Here is a 17,634-nt window from a genome sequence, read left to right on the forward strand (position 1 = left end):
TCATAGTTGAGGGGCTGAACATTCGGCACCCCCATTTTGAAATGAAAATATCACCGTCCCTCGCGCCACCACATGGCCGACAGGGCAAAGAGCAGCAGCGCCAGCCCGCCAAAGCCGGCAAAGAGCGGCAGGGTGTCGATGCCTTTCAGAATGGTTTCGCTGGTCATGCGAATGGTCAGGCGCTCACCGTCACTTGTCCGCACCGGCCCGTTGACCGGCAGAATGTCCGGCAGGGTGACGCCGCCATGGCCGTCATCGAGCCGTTTGATCAGGCCATGACTGGCATCAGCCACCGGCTGCAACAGGGAAGGCGTTGAAATCATTGCCTTGAATTCCGGCGCATCCACCGCGCCGACATGGACGAGCGTCGAGAGCGTGCCGTTGGTGACGGTGAAAAGCCCGGTATCGTGCATTTTTTCCGCACCGCTATAGCGGCCCGGCTCGGTTTGCTGGAGGGGCAGCGTTTCCGTTTTGCCGGAGGGTGTGGTGATGGTGGCCGGGCCGGGATCGCCGCCGATTGTCTGGCGGGTGACGGTCAGAAGATGGCCGCTGGCCTTGGCGGTCAGCGCTTCTTCTTCCAGTTCCGGTTCCTTCATCAGCCAGTGGGCGATGCGGCGGTAAAGCGCCACATGCGGACCGCCGCCCTCGAAGCCGCGCGCCCAGAGCCAGCCCTGATCGGACAGCAGCATGGCGACCCGGCCTTTGCCGACCCGGTTGAGGATCAGAAGCGGCTTGCCGTCGCTGGCATTCATCACCGTTTCGCCCTGCGGCTTGTCGACATCGATGCTGCGGAACCAGCGGCCCCAATGCGGCGGCTCGAAACTGGCGCCGGGCAGGTCGCGCGTCACGGGATGTTTCTTGCCGATCTCCGACAGGCGCGGATAAAAGCCGCCTGTGCTGATGGTGCCGGTCGGCAGGGCCGGCAGAACGGAGGAGAGCGGCGTCATGGCGATGGAATCGTCGCTTGCCAGTTCCGGTCCTGCTGCCACCAGCAATGCACCGCCTTCACGCACATAATTGGCGATATTGTCGTAATAGAGCAACGGCAGTACGCCACGGTTCTGGTAGCGGTCGAGAATGATCAGGTCGAACTGGCGGATTTTTTCGACGAACAGTTCGCGTGTCGGAAAAGCGATCAGCGACAATTCATTGATCGGCGTGCCATCCTGTTTTTCCGGCGGGCGCAGAATGGTGAAATGCACCAGATCGACGGAGGGGTCGGATTTCAAGAGGTTGCGCCAGGCGCGCTCACCCGCATGCGGTTCGCCGGAGACGAGCAGAACCCTGAGATTTTGCCGGATGCCGTCGACCAGCGCCACGGTCTTGTTGTTGATGGCGCTGACTTCGCCGGGCAGGGCCGCAACGGAAAACTCGACGATATTGCTGCCCGCGCGCGGCACGGTGAAGGAATAGGGGGTCTCGACGCCCGGTGTTGCAAGGATCGTGCCCGCCGCATCACCATTGATGCGCACGGTCACGGTGACCGGTCCGGTCCCGTTTTGCTTCATGCCCTCGTCGATCACCTTGACCGTCACGGTCTGTGGCTGGCCGACAATGCCGAAGCGGGGCGCGCGCACCAGCGTGATCCGCCGGTCGAATTCATCGGCCTTGCCGGTCAAGAGCGTGTGGATCGGCGCATCGATGCCGAGGCTTTTGATGGAGGCCGGCACGTCATGCACTTCACCGTCGGTGATCAGGATGGCCGCTCCGACCCGGGCGGGCGGTACATCCGAGATGGCCGAGGTCAGCGCGGAAAACAGCCGTGTGGAGGGGGCATCGCTGTCTTCCGGGGTTTTGACCGTGACAATGCGCGGCTCGATGCCCGGGAAGCGGGCAAGGCGTTCTTTCAGCCCCTTCAGCGCCTCTTCCGTCATCTTTTCGCGGGCGGGGATATCGGTCTGGCTCTGGCTTTGATCGACAATCACCGGCACCACGGTGCTGAGCGGTGCGCGATCCTCGAATTGCAGTTGAGGATTGGCAAGTGCGGCAATCAGCGCCAGAAAGGCAAGAAAGCGGATGGTCGTGCCGCGCAGCGACCGGTAAAACCCGAAAGCGGCGATCAGGGCGGCGACAAGGCCAAGCGCAACGAGTGCCGGAAGCGGCAGGAAAGGGGCGAAGGAAAAGCTCATCTACTGCCCCAGCCGTTCGAGAAGAGCGGGCACATGCACTTGATCGGCCTTGTAGTTGCCGGTGAACATATACATCATGATGTTGACGCCGACGCGATAGGCCATTTCCCGCTGTCGGTCATCCGGTGGCACGGTCGGCATCAGCGGCATGCCCTGATCATTGACCGCCCAGGCACCCATCAGATCGTTGCCGGTGATGATGATCGGGCTGACGCCATCGCCGGAAGAGGCAAGTCCTGCTTTGGTGCCGTTTTTATCGGGCCGTGCCTCGACCCAGAGTGGGCTGCCGTCATAGCGCCCCGGAAAGGATTGCAGCAGAAAGAAGGTGCGGGTCAGAACATGGTTTTTCGGCACGGGTTCCAGAGGTGGAATGTCGATATTGGCGAGAATTTGCCGCAGCCTTGCCCCGTTGGCGGTGACGCCGCCATCCGTGCCCAGCGAGGTGAGCTGGTCGCGTGTGTCGAAGAGCACCGTGCCGCCGGCACGCATATAGGCATCGATCCGGCTGATCGCCGCCTCGCTCGGCATGGGGGCCGTGGCGGAAATCGGCCAGAACAGGATCGGGAAGATCGACAATTCATCCTTGGAGATATCGACACCCACCGGTGCGCCGGGTTCCAGCGCCGTGTGATAGGTCAGATATTGCGACAATCCCTCCAGCCCGCTTTTCGAGATCGCGTCGACCGCTGGTTCGCCGGTGATGACATAGGCGAGATGCGTGGTATCGAGCCGCTTCAAAAGCACATCGTCGCCGGGCTTTGCGTCATTGGCCAGCGCCTGAGACGCGGGCATGAGCGAAACGGCGGCAAGACCGGCAAGGGTGAGGAGCAGAACCGCTGCTGTCCGTTTCGGCAGGCGGGCAAAGGCGCCATGGATGACCAGCACCGCCAGACAATCGGCCAGGAACAGCAGGACGGCCAGCATCAGCAGCATGGGTTTCAGCGGCCTTGCCGTTTTTGCCGACAGAGAAATCCGGGTGAGAGGCAGGCTGGTCGCCTGATCGAGCGGTTTCAGCTCCGCACCTTTCGGCAGAAGATTGAGAGCGACAAAACCGTCCTGCGCGCCATAAAGGCCGGGCGGATGGTCGAAGCGTGCGGCGGTCAGCCGGTTCGGCCCCTGATCCAGCGGCCTTGCCATGCCGGTTTCGGCGGTCAACTGGCCCATGGCATTGAGCAGCCGGTAAGGCGGCAGGCTTGCGGCCTGTTCGCCCTCTTTCAGCGCCGGACCGGCATGGGACATCTGCACCACCCGGCGCAGCATGGCGACGAAATCGCCCGACAGCGGCAGGTTGGACCAGCTGGTTTCGGCGGTTACATGAAAGAGCACGATCCGGCCTGCGCCGACATCACGCGCCGTGACCAACGGCGTGCCATCGGCAAGGCTTGCCCATGTGTGCTCGCGCAGGTCCGGCGTCGGTTCGGCCAGAACCTGCCGCTTGACCCGTACATCCTTCGGCGTCGGCAGTCCGGCAAAGGGGCTTGAGGCCGGGAAGGGGGCGAGCGGCTGCGGCTCCGACCAGGAGAGCGCGCCGCCCAGTTCGCGCTCGCCCTGGCGCAGCGGCACCGGCAGAAGCGGGTCATCGGCCGGGCTTGCCGCCAGATGCGGCCCGGCAAAGCGGATCAGCATGCCGCCTTTTTTCACGAACCGGTCGATGGCCGCAACGGTTTCCTGCGGCAGGCGACCGACATCGGCCATGATCAGCACCGAAGGGTTTTGCTGCAACAGATCGGGAATGGCCTTGGCCATGTCATTGTCGCGCGAGCGGATCAGATCGGCATAGGGTTTCAGCGCCCGGTCAAGATAATAGAGCGGCGCCAGCAGCGGCTGGAATTCATTGCCGGCTTCCCCGGCAATCAGCGCCACCTTGCGGCGGCGGAAACTGTCATCCAGCAGATGCACCGCACCGGCTGTCTCGATACCGGTGAGGCTCAGCCGGGCAAAATCATTGCGCAGCTCGTAAGGCACGGTGAGCCTTGCCGTTGTGTTGGCGGACCCTGCGGCAAAATCGGCAGGCGCGCTGGCCAGAATGCGGCCCTGCCGGTCGAACGCATTGACCGTCACCTGGCGCGGTGTGGTGGCGGCAAGACGGGTGAGGCTGACCGTCATGCTTTCGGCGTCATTATCGGCGCCGGTGATGGCGATGGCGGCCTTGCCGTCATCCTCAATCAGGCGCAGATCGGCAGGTTTCAGCGCCGAGAGGCTGGCAAGGGCACTCTCCTTGTCCGTCCCGGCCGGCCCGGCGATGCCGTCGGTGATGAAGGCGACGGTTCCGGGCGTTCTGCCCTTCAGCGCTGCTGCCAAAGCTGTGATGGCGCGGGCACGTTCTGCGACAAGCGGGCGCGGTTCTGCTGCCTGCAGGCGTTCTCGAATGGTGGCGGCATCCTGCGGCGCAGCATCCTGATCCGGATTGGCGGTCAGCACGAGCGAGATCGGCTGGTTGGCCGCCTCTGCCTCATCGACAAGCGTACGGGCGGCGGTCATGCGCTGGTCCCAATCGGCAACGCTTGCCCAGCTGTTATCGATGACGAGCGCCAGCGGGCCGGTGGCGGCAATCCGGTTTTCCTGCGGGTTCAGCACCGGATCGGCCAGCGCCAGAATGATCAGCGTCGCCATGAGCATCCGCAGCGCCGTCAGCCACCACGGGCTTTGCGCCGGAGTTTCCTCGCGTTTGAGCACGCGGGCCAGAATTTTGAGCGGCGGAAAGATTTCCCGCTGCGGCCGGGGGGGCGTCAGCTTCAGCAGCCACCAGATGGCGGGCAGCACCACCAGCGCGCCCAGAAGCGCCGGGCTCATAAAGGCAAAGGGCAGCGATCCCATCACAGCCCTCCCATGGCGTGACGCTGAGGCGCGCCGGAGAGCGAAAGATGCACGGCCCCCAGTGCTTCCGAGGCCGGGCGGTCGGTCAGATGCGGGGTGTAGCTCCAGCCAAGACGGCGCAGACCTGACGCAAGCGTCTGTCTGCGGGCCAGATAGGCGGTGCGATAGGCTTCCGCCACGGTTTCGGCCCGGCCGGAGACCAGCCTGTCACCGGTTTCCGGATCGGTAAATTCGGTGCGCCCCGCATAGGGAAAAAGCTCTTCCGCCGGATCGGCCACTTCGATGGCGTGGCCCCTCAGCCCCCGTTTTGCCATGGGGGCAAGCCGGGCTAACATCGCATCGGCATCGTCGAGAAAATCGCCAATGAGCACAATGTCGCTCGGCTGGCGGATCATGCCGGTTTCCGGCAGGCCGTTCAGGTTCCTGTTGCTATTCAGCGCATGGGTCAGCGCCAGCGCCAGCCGTTCTGCGCCCTGTCTTGCGGCAATCGGTTCGAGAAGGCCCGGAACGCCGATGCGCTCGCCCGAGCGCGACAGGATCTCTGCGAGCGCCAGCATCAGCACCAGCGCCCGGTGCTCTTTGGACACCGGGGAAAAGCGCGATTTATAGAGCATGGAGGCGGAAAGATCGACCGAGAGCCAGACGGTGTGGGCTGCTTCCCATTCCCGGTCGCGGATATAAAGCTGATCGTCGCGGGCCGAGCGCCGCCAGTCGATGCGCGCCAGGCTTTCCCCCTCGGTATAGGGGCGGAACTGCCAGAAATTTTCGCCGATGCCGCGTTTTCTACGGCCATGCCAGCCGGCAATCACCGTATTGGCGATACGCTTTGCCTCGACGAGACAATCGGGGATCAGCCCCGCATGGTGGCGGGCGCGGACAAGCGCTTCGCGCGCCGGGATATGATCGAGGGTTTCACCAATGGCCGCCACGGGGCTTCAAGCCTTTCTTACGCCTTCAGGCTCTTGACGAGGCTGGAAATCACATCGGCCATGGTCATGCCCTCGGCGCGCGCGGCAAAGGTCAGCGCCATGCGGTGTTGCAGCACCGGTTCGGCCAATGCCGCGACATCGTCGATCGATGGGGCAAACCGGCCTTCGTATAGGGCACGCGCACGGGCCGTCAGCATCAGTGCCTGCCCGGCGCGCGGGCCCGGGCCCCAGGCAATATGCTTTGCGGCGTCCGATGTGCTTTCACCGGGACGGGCCGAGCGCACCAGTGTGAGGATGGCATTGACCACGCTGTCAGGCACCGGCATCTGGCGGATGAGATGCTGGATGTCTTTCAGCCGTTCAGCGTCAAGCACCGCTTCGGCGTGGCTTTCCGCCATGCCGGTCGTGTCGAGCAGAATGCGCTTTTCGGCGTCGAAATCGGGATAGGTCACATCGACCTGCATCAGAAAGCGGTCGAGCTGGGCCTCGGGCAGCGGATAGGTGCCTTCCTGCTCCAGCGGGTTCTGGGTGGCCAGCACATGAAAGGGGGCAGGCAGGTCGTAACGCTTGCCCGCCACCGTGATGTGGTATTCCTGCATGGCCTGCAACAGCGCCGATTGCGTGCGCGGGCTGGCGCGGTTGATTTCGTCGGCCATCAGCAATTGGGCAAAGACCGGGCCTTCGATAAAGCGGAAGGAGCGGCGGCCATGCTCGTCCTGATCCATGACCTCGGAGCCCAAAATGTCGGAGGGCATCAGGTCCGGGGTGAACTGGATGCGGTTTGCATGAAGCCCGAGTGCGGTTCCCAGCGTCGAGACCAGCTTGGTTTTCGCCAGACCCGGCACGCCGACCAGCAGCGCATGGCCGCCGGAGAGAATGGACAGAACGGTGTTTTCCACCACTTTTTCCTGGCCGAAAATCACCTTGCCCACTTCCTGACGCAGTGTGGCAAGTTCGGCCAGCGCCTGTTCGGCCTTGGCAATCATCGCCTTCTCATCGAGCATGGGGGCGGGGCTGTCGATCATGCCCATGATGTCTCCATTTCATCTGTGACGTCAGTTGCCGCAACAGGCGTCATCTGGCCGGTCATTCTTTTGTGTCTCATTTATTCGCCCGCAAACCGCTGACAAGCGCATTGCAAAAGACTATCTCAACTTGAACCCCTGTTACAGGAAAAACCGGGACACAAACATGGCAGGCTTTGAAGACACTCCAATCCGCGATGCTGCCGGTCTTGCTGGTGAGATCGCTCGCGCCACAGCCGAGGCGGGTGAGCACGCACGCACCATGCCACCGGTGGAACGGTGGAATCCGCCCTTTTGCGGGGATATCGACATGGAAATCCGCGCTGACGGCACCTGGTATTACATGGGAACGCCGATCACCCGCGCCCCCCTTGTGCGGCTTTTTTCCACCGTGCTGCGCAAGGATGAGGACGAGAAAACCTATCTGGTCACGCCTGTGGAAAAAGTCGGCATCCGCGTTCAGGATGCGCCTTTTGTCGCCGTTGAGATGACGCAGACGGTCGAGGATGGCAAAAGCGTGCTGTGCTTTCGCACCAATGTCGGCGATATCGTTGAAGCCGGGCCGGAGCATGGGCTGCGTTTTGTCATCGCAGGGGAGAAGCAGCAGTTGAAACCCTATCTGCATGTGCGCGGACGGCTGGAGGCGCTTTTGAGCCGCGCCGTCACCTATGATCTGATCGCCCTTGGCGAGACGATCGAGACGGCGGATGGCTCACTCTTTGCCATCCGCTCCGGCGATTGTGTCTTTCCGGTTATGCGGGCCGATGAACTGGAGCGGCTCTCGACATGACGGTGATCACCCATCCCATTTTTTCTGCCGAGGACTTTCGGGCGAGGGCGCAAAACCAGTCCGGTGCACCGCTTGAAACCGCATGGCGCGACCATGGCGATCACGCGCTGAACGGCGATCTTTTGCCGGGGCTGGAGGCTATGCGGCTGCGTGACGCCGCTGTCCTGGTGCCGGTGGTGGATGACGGCGAGGATGCGAAAATCATTCTCACCCAGCGTACCGCCACCTTGCGCAAGCATTCCGGCCAGATCGCCTTTCCCGGCGGCGGCGTGGATGAGGGCGATAGCGATATCGAGGCTGCAGCACTGCGGGAGGCTGAGGAGGAGATTGGGCTTGATCCGCGCTTTGTCGAACCCGTCGGGCGGTTGCCGCATTATCTGGCCGCCACCGGCTTTCGCATCACTCCGGTTCTTGCGGTGGTGCAGCCCGGTTTTACGCTGATGCCCAATCCCGATGAGGTGGCGGATGTCTTCGAGGTGCCGCTTTCTTTCCTGATGAACCCGGACAATCACCGCAAGGACAGCAAGCTGCTCATGGGATTTGTCCGGCATTTTTATGTCATGCCCTATGGCGAGCGCTATATTTGGGGCATTACTGCCGGAATTCTCCGGACCTTGTACGAAAGGCTTTATGCATGATCTCGGTTGCCGATCAGCCCTGGTTTCAGGACCCGGCGCTCAAGCGCATTTTCACGCTTCTGAATGATGAACACGGTGAGGTTCGCGTCGTAGGCGGTGCGGTGCGCAACAGCCTCATGGGTGTGCCGGTCAAGGATGTCGATCTCGCCACCACCCATCTGCCTGCCGAGGTCATGGCGCGGGCGCAGGCCGCGGGGATCAAGGCAGTACCGACCGGCATCGATCATGGCACGGTGACGCTGGTTGTCGATGGCGCCCCCTTCGAGGTGACGACATTGCGTCGCGACGTGGCAACCGATGGCCGCCATGCCGAAGTCTCTTTCGGCACTGACTGGCAGGCAGACGCCGAACGGCGCGATTTTACCGTCAATGCTCTTTATGCCGATCACAGCGGCGCAGTGATCGATCCCGTCGAAGGCTTGAAAGATATTGAAACCGGCACGATCCGCTTCATCGGCGAGGCGAAAACCCGCATTGCCGAGGATTATCTCAGAGTGCTGCGCTTTTTCCGTTTCTTTGCCTGGTATGGACGGGGGCGACCGGATGCGGAGGGTTTGCGTGCCTCGGCTGCTGCCCGCGACCGGCTGAACAGGCTCTCGCCGGAGCGGGTCTGGGCGGAAATCAAAAAGCTGCTCAGTGCTGAAAATCCGGCACGGGCCCTTTTGTGGATGCGCCAGTCAGGTGTGTTGACCGCCGTTCTGCCGGAAACGGAAAAATGGGGGATTGATGCCATTCACGGTCTGGTGGAGACCGAAGCAGCGCTTGGTCTGAAGCCCGATCCACTGTTGCGACTGGCGGCGATCGTGCCGGATGACGCCGTCCGGCTTGCCGCCATGGCGGAGCGATTGCGGCTCTCACGGGCGGAAGCCGGCTTTTTTCAGGCCTTTGCCGAGGCGCCGAAGATTGGGGCGGATCTGGGCGAGGCTGCGCTTGAAAGGTTGCTCTACCGCCATGGCAGGGCAGGGATCCTCGCACGGCTGAGGCTGGCACTGGCATCGGCACGGGCCGGGGCGGGCGACGAGATTGAGACGATGCAGGTCACCGGCAGCTTCAGCCGCTTGCTGAAAAAGGCAGAAACCTATTCAAAACCGGAGATGCCGGTGAGTGGTGCCGATATTCTCGCTGCAGGCTTCGAACCCGGACCGGAGGTCGGGCGGCTTTTGTCGCGGCTCGAAGAGGACTGGGTCGCCTCACGCTTTTCCATGAGCCGCGACGATCTGCTGATAAAATTGAAACAGGGCCTGTCATCCTGAGGGAAAAATCAGGCTGACGCAAAGATCAGGCCGCGTCTTCCTTTTTCGCTTCCCGTACACGGGCGCGAATATTCTGCACCATGTTTTCCCGGATAACCGTTTCGCCGTGCACGAGCCGCATGTGCTCCACAGCACGGCGGATGACTTCTGCCTCTTCATTGGCACGCGTGTGCCATTCGCACCCTGGCACCAGGGTGGCACATTCAAACTGTTTCATGATACTTCTCCCGTTTCATTTCACTGTTTCACGGAAACAGTGAAATGCTCTCTAACTCTTTGTTTTCCCATATTTCCGGACGGAGAACCGTTTCACACTTTTCCTGGAACGGTTCTGCTGCATCATTCCTTAAATCGGTTGAGATTTAAGGTGAAAATGATGCAGCAGATGCAAAGTTACAGCGAGTTTTGTGCGCCATATTTGGCGCACGAGGCTGTTAAGCATGTCGCGTTTCATTGTCCTCAATGAAACGATACCGTCTATGCGAAAAACAAAGCCTTCATCCCCCGAACCAGCAGGGGATGGGTTTGTTCCACGGTGTTTGCCTGTTATTCGGGCATGGCCCAGGCGTAGAACACCGAGGCGGAGCTTTTCAGCCCCTGCTTGCGCAACGGATGGGTTGCGTCATTGGCCGCAGACAGGCGGCCCTGCTGGCCGGCAAGCCTGAGCCTTGCCTGTTCAACGAAGTAGCAATGGGGTAAATCCGCGTCGCTCGAGGCCTTGAGATCGTTGGCTATCCGATCGATCAACTGATTGGTGTCGAGCGATCTTTCCGGTCGGGTCTTCGTGGCGGGGATGGGTTTCGTCTGCACATCAACCATGGCAATCCTCCTCCTGCAACTGTAGCAAAAGGATAACACATCCCGAAATTAAACCAATCTTAATTTCTGTTGATCGTCTAAATTGTTCATGTTCCCTTCATTCCGGCAGAAGGTTGGCAAAGGTTTGTTTGAGAATAACCAAACTGATTCAATCAATTGCCGGATAATCTGTTTCGTGATGGAACAAATGGGCCTGTCGGGCAATTGTCGCAATTATGTCTTTTCTATGGCCAGCGCACCAGAGGCGGCAGGGATGAGAGGATTGATTCGACATTGCCACCGGTTTTCAGCCCGAAAATCGTACCGCGGTCGTAAAGCAGGTTGAATTCGACATAGCGTCCCCGGCGCACGAGCTGTTCGTCTCGGTCGGCTTCGGTGAAGGGCGTGTTGACATTGCGCTCAACAAGCCTCGGATAGATATCGCGGAACTGTCGACCCACATCCTGCACGAAGGCAAAATTTGCCGCCCAGCGATCCTTGTTTTCGCCAGCATGCAACCAGTCAAAGAAAATGCCGCCGATGCCGCGGGCTTCGTTGCGATGGGGCAGGAAAAAATACTCATCGCACCATTGTTTATAGCGGGCATAGTCGGCCACATCGGGATGTGCGGTGCAGGCGGCCTGCATGGCGGCGTGAAAATCGCGGCTGTCAGGATCCTCTTGCATGCGGCGGCGATCCAGAACCGGCGTCAGATCGGCGCCGCCGCCGAACCACTGGCTGGTGGTGACGACCATGCGCGTGTTCATATGCACAGCAGGAACATGCGGGTTGCAGGGATGGGCGATCAGCGAAATGCCGGAGGCCCAGAAGCGCGGATCGTCTGCCGCTCCGGGCATCTGCTTGCGAAATTCGGGTGAAAATTCGCCATGAACAGTCGAGGTATGCACGCCGACCTTCTCGAACACCCGCCCATGCATCATCGACATGCGACCGCCGCCGCCTGCGCCTTCTTCGCGCAGCCAGTCCTTTGCCGTAAACCGGCCCGGCGCCCGATCACCCAAGGGGCCGGTCAATTCGTCTTCCAGCGCCTCGAAGGCGGCGCAGATCTCATCGCGCAGCCGCTCAAACCAGGCGCGTGCAGCTGCTTTCTTGGCTTCGATGTCCTCCGGCAGGCCGAGGGGCAGGGTCGGGCGTTCCATTGGCAGATCTCCGTTCGGGTTTGGACAGATCGGGTTTGGACAGACGATGCAGACCTGACATAGATTCCCGTTGTGCAAAGCGCAATCCTGTGCCTATCATACGCGTGTTAAGAGCCGGGGATTGTCACCTTGACAGAAAAATACCCTCGACCGCCCCTTGAGGGGCTGAAACGGCAGATTGACCGCTACCGTCAGGGCAAGAGCCCGGCAGGTTCCTCCATTTACGTGCGCGAACGCTTTTGTCTCAGCCGGGCCGAGGCCCGGGCCAAGGCGCAGGAATGGTTCGAAGCCTTTCCCAAGGCCGCCTATTGGACCGAGGTGGAAAGCTGGCGACAGCTTGAGGACGACCGGATTGAATTCACCATGCGCCGCCTTGCTTCGGCCGATTGAGGACCTGCCAGCTGAGATCGGTTTCCTGTTTTGATAGCGCAATCATAACGGGAAAGATCGAAGTTTAACCTTTTCATAAAGATGAATGCAGCAGTTTTGTCCTAGTCTGTCTTACGTGGAAAAGTCTTGTGGCCGCTCTGGGCCATGAGCGATTTTCTATAGGTTTTCAAAGGCTTGATTTATGCCGACAGTATCGTTTTGCGCCTTGTGAAGCGCGAAACTCTCTCCTTGCGGAAAACCTGTAGCTATGCGGAGGTGGATATGGCATCCGTTTCATTGAATTCGACATCGGCTTCGGCCTTGTCCGTGCTGACCGGTTCGACTGCGGCGCTGGAAAAGACGCAAAAGACCATTGCGACCGGCAAGAGCGTTGACAGCGCTGCGGACAATCCTGCGTACTGGTCGATTGCCACGACCATGAAGGCCGATAATCTGTCCATGTCCAGCATGGAGGATGCGACGGCGCTGTCGTCTGCTGTCACCGATACCGCAGCGTTTGGATTGCAGCAGGCGACCGATATCGTTTCGGATATTCAGGCGAAACTGATCTCGGCAAAGGCCGTGGGGGCGGACAAATCGGCGATCAACGGCGACATCAGCCAGTTGAAGGATCAGCTGACTTCGACGATCCAGTCCGCGAGCTTCAACGGGCAGAACCTCTTGCAGCTGGGCGCGGGTCAGTCGCCGAAAATCGTTTCCATGGTGTCTTCGGTGGGCACGGATGGCAATGGCAATCTCTCTGTCAATGTTACCAGCATCGATACGGCCAAAACCACGCTGATCAGTCAGAACAATGCCAATGACGGTATTCTGACCCGCTCCAATATCGGCATTTCCTCTGACGGCAACACCTATGATTATCAGCTGCTGAAGGTGGTGTCAGGCGGCTCGTCCTCTTCGCCGACGGCTGTGGAAATTGCGCTCTCCAACAGCACAAGCAATGCCGAGATCGATGGCATGGTGTCTGCGACCAATTCCATCCTCTCCAGCCTGACCGATGCCAGCGCCGCCATTGGCACGAGCCAGAACAGCATCAAATCGAACAGCAAACAGTTGCAAAATCTGCAGGATCTGAACTCCAGTGCGATTGCCAAGCTGACAGGGGCCAATATGGGCCATGCCTTCATGCAGCTGATGGCGCAAAAGGCGCAGCAGCAATTGCAGACTGAGGGGTTGAACATCGCCAACAGCGATCAGCGAAACGTGACGAAGCTCTTCATGTAAGCTTGTAATGCATCAGATGAAAAGCGTTACAGCGTCCTTTGTGCGCCATATTTGGCGCACGGCACTATAACTCTGCACAGATTTTCAAAGATTGACGCTGTGTATGTCCGGTGATGCCCTTCAGTGGCGTTTGCGTGGCCCGTTGCGGCGGCGCGGTCCCGGACGGGCGGCGGGCGCAGGGCGCGCAGCAGTTGAAGGCGGCGTTTCGGCAATCGCAGCTTCAGGCTCGGTCTTCGCCGCCTCATGATCCTCCGTGCTTGCTTTGGCGGGCGTCTCCTTCATCACGCTTTCAGGTGCGATGGTAAGGGCGTCCTGCTCCCGGTCGTCCTTTACGGGCGCGGGTTCTGTCTGGACATGTCCGGGGAGGGCAGCATTGTGTGCAGCTGGCAGGGATACGACATTGTCGTGGCGCGCATCGCCCGACGGGGACTGGTTATCGGTCATGCCATGTTCCGGGGTCGCGGAAGATGGCGCGTCTTCGGCCTTCGGGCTGGCCTCAGCTTCAGCCGCCTGAGGAGCGGGGTCTGACGGGCTGGCCTTCCTGGTTGTGCCCTGTTGTTGCAACAGGTTGCGCAAAAGCTCGGTCACTTTCAGCGCGCCGGGAATTTCCGTATTGGTGCCGTGACCGGAGCGGGCGATACGCTGCGTATGTTCACTTGCGCCGGTGGCGTTCATCTCGCCGAACCAGTCAAGCTCCCCAAGGATTGCATTCGGCGTCGAAACGACAGCGGGCAGGGTGACACAGGTGCCGAAGCTGACGAGGCGCAAGCGGTCTGCAATCTCTTCCAGCCGTTCAGGATCACTCCTGTCCAGGGCAAAAAGCGCTTCGGCAATCGTCATGCTGCCGCGTGAATGGCCAACCGCCAGAGTGAAGGACAGATCCTTGTCCCTCAGCAACGCCTCAACCGTATCGGTGTCGAGACCGGTGCTGCAGGCGGCGGGGCCGTCATGAGACAGGCGGCGGCTGTAATCGCCGAATTTCGGTCGTCCGATGACGTCGTCGATCATATCGAAATTTTGCCGCAGAAAACCGAGCGGGCCGAAGAAAAACCCGGCGCCCATGCTCTCGGCCAGAAGATCGCCAAGACCATAGCCGGAAACAACCGCTGCCACGGGCTCGCCCACGGCGTCGGCGACATTGCGGGCAAAGGCTGCCGCACCGCAGGCCGAACCGCCCATGCCCGCGACCGCCAGCGTATGCACGCGCTTGCCGCCGCGCAGGCGATATTCCTCAACTGTTTCGCACAGCGTCAACATGCCCTTGCCGGTGGGCGGCACGATCATGATCGCGCCTTCGGCGGCCAGGCAATCACTGATATAAAAGGTTTCATCCGTGGTCAGCGCCTTGATGTCGTAAAACAGCGCATCGAGCGTGGCATTGCGCAGCCGCCACGGCTCAAGTGCAGCATTGCGGAAGGGGCGGCTGTGGATACGCTCCGGTAGCGACAGGGAGCGGGCGAACTGGGTAAGGCTGAATGTGACTGCCGTATCGAACATGAATCTTCTCCCGCATAATTGCTGCAATGCAGCATAAGGACGGATGATCCGATTATCAATGGTTACTTTAACAGTTTTTCATTCACGAATAAGATGCATAAGCAATCGATAGGATACCAGTTTACACCGGAATGGTCCGATCTGCTTTGGCAAAATACAGTCAAAAGTGATTTTATTTGCTGCGTGAGAGGCGTGGGGTTTGTCTCAGGGCAAACGGGTCTGGCGCAGCGCTTCTCCGGCCACCATCGCCGCCGACATGGCGACATTGATGGAACGCTGGCCTTCGACCATGGGAATGAGGAGGCGGGCATCGGCTTTTTCATGCACACTGTCCGGCACGCCGGCGCTTTCTCGCCCGAAGAGCAGGATATCGTCGGCGCGGAAGGCGAAATCATAATAAATCCCGGCAGCTCTGGTCGAGGCGAGAATCAGACGCCTGCCGGTCGTTGCCCGCCATGCCTCGAAGGCGGCCCAGTCGAGATGGCGCGTCAGTGTCACGGTTTGCAGATAATCCATGCCGGCCCGTTTCAGGCTGCGGTCGGAAAGATCAAATCCCGCCGGTTCGATCACATCGACACAGAGACCAAGACAGGCGGCGAGTCTCAGGATCGTGCCGGTATTGCCGGGAATATCGGGCTGGTAAAGGGCGATGCGAAGCTCTGACATGGGGCGTTTTTAGGCAAAGCCGCCTCTTTTGTCTGTGCCTATTGTGCAACGATCTTCGACGAAGACCAGATTTTATGCAGATTCTGTCTTTTCAGCGTCACAGGGTTTCTGTAGATTTCCGTCAGTTCAACGCGAGACAAGGGAGGCCATCATGATTATGTTTGTTTGGATGCGCTTGCCTGGGGTTTCTTCTGCCCTTCTTTTGGCCCCACACCAGATTTAAATCGCGTTTCCATCCTTTCCTGAATTTTCGTCTTTCAATTCGTTAAACAATGGCTGGCCTTTTGGCGCATCCGGGTCGCGAAAAACCGCTGATCCCATTTCGCCCGATGCCCTTGCCTTTGTGGCCTTCGATGTCTTTCCTCGGAAATGGCATCAAGTGACTGAAAAATGGAGTATTTTCCATGTTCGCATGGTTTGAAAAGCGTCTCGATCCCTATCCGCAAGAGGAGCCGGTTCTGCCGCCTAGCGGTCTTTTCCGCTTTATCTGGCATTATTCGCGACCCGCACTCGGCTGGCTGTTGCTGATGGCGTTTCTGGCGGGGTTGATTGCCATTGGCGAGGTGCTGCTCTTCCAGTTTCTCGGCAATGTCATCCAGTGGCTGTCAACGGTAGACCGGGCAACCTTCCTGCAGACCGAAGGCTGGAAACTGGCCGCCATGGCTTTGATGCTGTTTGCCCTGCCTGCAGTGGCGACGCTGAATTCATTCATCATGCATCAGACATTGATCGGCAATTTTCCGATGATTGCCCGCTGGCAGATGCATCGGTTCCTGCTGCGCCATTCCATGGGCTTCTTCGCCAATGAGTTTGCCGGCCGCGTTTCCACCAAGGTGATGCAGACCTCGCTTGCCGTGCGCGAAACGGTGATGAAGACGCTGGATGTCTTTGTCTATGTCGCCACCTATTTCGTCTCGATGCTGATTGTCATCGGCAATGCCGATCTGCGTCTGCTGGTGCCGATCGTGCTGTGGCTGGCGATCTATATCGCCATCGTCGCCTATTATATTCCGCGTCTGCAGAAGATCTCGTCGCAACAGGCCGATGCCCGCTCGATGATGACCGGGCGGATTGTCGATAGCTACACCAATATCGCGACCGTCAAGCTGTTTTCACATACGGGGCGCGAGGAAAACTATGCCCGCGCCGCCATGGACGAGTTTCTCGGCACGGTGCATGCGCAGATGCGCAAGATCACCCTGTTTCAGGTTCTGGTCTATACCAATAACTGTATGGCGGTGTTGACGGTGGGCTCGCTGTCGATCTGGCTGTGGCTCCATAACAGCATCGAGGTCGGGGCGATCGCCATTGCCATCAGCCTGGCCATGCGCGTCAACGGCATGTCGCAATGGGTGATGTGGGAAGTATCGGCGCTGTTTGAAAATATCGGCACGGTCTATGACGGCATGGAGATGATGACCAAGCCGCATGACATCACCGATCAGGGCCACGCCACGCAACTGACAGCGCCAAAGGGTGAGATCGTCTATGACAAGGTGCGCTTCCACTATGGCAAGAAGGGCGGCGTGATCGAGAATTTCTCGCTCACCATTCAGGCTGGCGAAAAGGTGGGCCTCGTCGGTCGGTCCGGTGCGGGCAAGACGACGCTGATGAACCTGCTTCTGCGTTTCTATGACGTCGAACAGGGGCAGATCACCATTGACGGCCAGAACATTGCCGCCGTGACGCAGGAAAGTCTGCGCTCGCTGATCGGTGTTGTCACGCAGGACACTTCGCTTCTGCATCGTACCATTCGCGACAATATCGCCTATGGCCGGCCGGATGCCAGCGATGCCGAGGTGATCGAGGCGGCAAAGCGCGCCAATGCCTGGGATTTCATCGAGACGCTGACCGATCTTAAGGGACGAAGCGGTCTCGATGCCCATGTCGGCGAACGCGGGGTGAAGCTGTCCGGCGGCCAGCGCCAGCGGATTGCCATTGCCCGGGTTTTCCTGAAAAACGCGCCGATTCTGGTGCTGGACGAGGCAACCTCGGCACTTGACTCAGAGGTAGAGGCCGCCATTCAGGAAAGCCTCTTTGCCCTGATGGAAGGCAAGACGGTGATCGCTATTGCCCACAGGCTCTCGACGCTGACCGAAATGGACCGCATCGTCGTGCTCGACAAGGGAAGCATCATGGAGACCGGCAGCCATCGCGAACTGATCGGCCAGGGCGGCATCTATGCCGATCTTTGGAACCGCCAGTCCGGCGGCTTCCTCCCCGATGAGTCCGAAGACGAGAAAGAGGTGGCGGCGGAGTGATCCGCCGTTCCTCCCCTGATCGTCATCCGCAGGCTTGCGCCCCGAAGATCTGTCGTG

15 protein-coding genes are annotated in these 17,634 nt (G+C 60.0%); 6 read left to right on the forward strand and 9 right to left on the reverse strand.

The genetic code is table 11. The features are described from left to right. Positions 1-50: 50 nt before the first annotated feature. Genes NAC44_RS02475 through NAC44_RS02490 form a run of 4 tightly spaced genes read right to left on the reverse strand, consistent with a single transcriptional unit; the run spans position 51 to position 6,906 of the window. Positions 51-2,129 (reverse strand): hypothetical protein, encoded by a 2,079-nt coding sequence (locus NAC44_RS02475; protein WP_250937440.1) that lies wholly within the window; start codon positions 2,127-2,129, stop codon positions 51-53. After that, complete coding sequence (locus NAC44_RS02480) at positions 2,130-4,946, reverse strand: DUF4159 domain-containing protein (protein ID WP_250937441.1); 2,817 nt, start codon at positions 4,944-4,946, stop codon at positions 2,130-2,132. After that, positions 4,946-5,875 carry a DUF58 domain-containing protein gene (locus NAC44_RS02485; protein WP_250937443.1) on the reverse strand — a complete coding sequence of 310 codons (930 nt, stop codon included), beginning with the start codon at positions 5,873-5,875 and terminating at the stop codon, positions 4,946-4,948. The genes NAC44_RS02480 and NAC44_RS02485 overlap by 1 nt, the downstream gene beginning before the upstream one ends. A 17-nt stretch (positions 5,876-5,892) precedes the next feature. Continuing rightward, complete coding sequence (locus NAC44_RS02490) at positions 5,893-6,906, reverse strand: AAA family ATPase (protein ID WP_250937445.1); 1,014 nt, start codon at positions 6,904-6,906, stop codon at positions 5,893-5,895. Positions 6,907-7,066: 160 nt separating this feature from the next. Between NAC44_RS02490 and NAC44_RS02495 the strand changes: the two genes are divergently transcribed. Genes NAC44_RS02495 through NAC44_RS02505 form a run of 3 tightly spaced genes read left to right on the forward strand, consistent with a single transcriptional unit; the run spans position 7,067 to position 9,581 of the window. Continuing rightward, positions 7,067-7,690 carry a DUF1285 domain-containing protein gene (locus NAC44_RS02495; RefSeq protein WP_250937447.1) on the forward strand — a complete coding sequence of 208 codons (624 nt, stop codon included), beginning with the start codon at positions 7,067-7,069 and terminating at the stop codon, positions 7,688-7,690. Next, a complete protein-coding gene (locus tag NAC44_RS02500) occupies positions 7,687-8,328 on the forward strand; it encodes a CoA pyrophosphatase (protein WP_250937449.1) in 642 nt (213 codons plus the stop codon). The genes NAC44_RS02495 and NAC44_RS02500 overlap by 4 nt, the downstream gene beginning before the upstream one ends. Continuing rightward, the gene (locus NAC44_RS02505; protein ID WP_250937451.1) at positions 8,325-9,581 is read left to right on the forward strand and encodes a CCA tRNA nucleotidyltransferase; all 1,257 of its coding nucleotides are present in this window, start codon (positions 8,325-8,327) and stop codon (positions 9,579-9,581) included. The genes NAC44_RS02500 and NAC44_RS02505 overlap by 4 nt, the downstream gene beginning before the upstream one ends. A 25-nt stretch (positions 9,582-9,606) precedes the next feature. On the opposite strand, the gene NAC44_RS02510 is transcribed toward NAC44_RS02505, so the two are convergent. From NAC44_RS02510 to hemF, 3 genes are all read right to left on the reverse strand, one after another. Next, on the reverse strand, positions 9,607-9,798 hold the full coding sequence (locus NAC44_RS02510) for a DUF1059 domain-containing protein (protein ID WP_250937453.1): 192 nt from the start codon (positions 9,796-9,798) through the stop codon (positions 9,607-9,609). Between the two features lie 329 nt (positions 9,799-10,127). Continuing rightward, positions 10,128-10,400: a hypothetical protein gene (locus NAC44_RS02515; RefSeq protein ID WP_250937455.1), complete on the reverse strand. Its 273-nt coding sequence runs from the start codon at positions 10,398-10,400 to the stop codon at positions 10,128-10,130. 224 nt (positions 10,401-10,624) lie between these two features. Beyond that, positions 10,625-11,539, reverse strand: a complete 915-nt coding sequence (hemF, locus tag NAC44_RS02520; protein WP_250937456.1) for an oxygen-dependent coproporphyrinogen oxidase — start codon at positions 11,537-11,539, stop codon at positions 10,625-10,627. Positions 11,540-11,668: 129 nt separating this feature from the next. Between hemF and NAC44_RS02525 the strand changes: the two genes are divergently transcribed. Together NAC44_RS02525 and NAC44_RS02530 are read left to right on the forward strand one after the other, a co-directional pair. After that, positions 11,669-11,929: a hypothetical protein gene (locus NAC44_RS02525; protein ID WP_250937457.1), complete on the forward strand. Its 261-nt coding sequence runs from the start codon at positions 11,669-11,671 to the stop codon at positions 11,927-11,929. Between the two features lie 261 nt (positions 11,930-12,190). Then, complete coding sequence (locus NAC44_RS02530; RefSeq protein ID WP_250937458.1) at positions 12,191-13,153, forward strand: flagellin N-terminal helical domain-containing protein; 963 nt, start codon at positions 12,191-12,193, stop codon at positions 13,151-13,153. 120 nt (positions 13,154-13,273) lie between these two features. Here NAC44_RS02530 and NAC44_RS02535 read toward each other — a convergent pair whose 3' ends face one another. Together NAC44_RS02535 and NAC44_RS02540 are read right to left on the reverse strand one after the other, a co-directional pair. After that, on the reverse strand, positions 13,274-14,650 hold the full coding sequence (locus tag NAC44_RS02535) for a cell envelope biogenesis protein OmpA (protein ID WP_250937459.1): 1,377 nt from the start codon (positions 14,648-14,650) through the stop codon (positions 13,274-13,276). Between the two features lie 204 nt (positions 14,651-14,854). Further along, positions 14,855-15,316: a tRNA (cytidine(34)-2'-O)-methyltransferase gene (locus tag NAC44_RS02540; protein ID WP_250937461.1), complete on the reverse strand. Its 462-nt coding sequence runs from the start codon at positions 15,314-15,316 to the stop codon at positions 14,855-14,857. Positions 15,317-15,720: 404 nt separating this feature from the next. Here NAC44_RS02540 and NAC44_RS02545 point away from each other — a divergent pair, with 404 nt between their 5' ends. Continuing rightward, positions 15,721-17,577: an ABC transporter ATP-binding protein gene (locus NAC44_RS02545; protein WP_250937463.1), complete on the forward strand. Its 1,857-nt coding sequence runs from the start codon at positions 15,721-15,723 to the stop codon at positions 17,575-17,577. Positions 17,578-17,634: the final 57 nt, after the last annotated feature.

Origin of the sequence: Allorhizobium sonneratiae (assembly GCF_023700755.1) — a bacterium.
Taxonomy (GTDB): domain Bacteria; phylum Pseudomonadota; class Alphaproteobacteria; order Rhizobiales; family Rhizobiaceae; genus Allorhizobium; species Allorhizobium sonneratiae.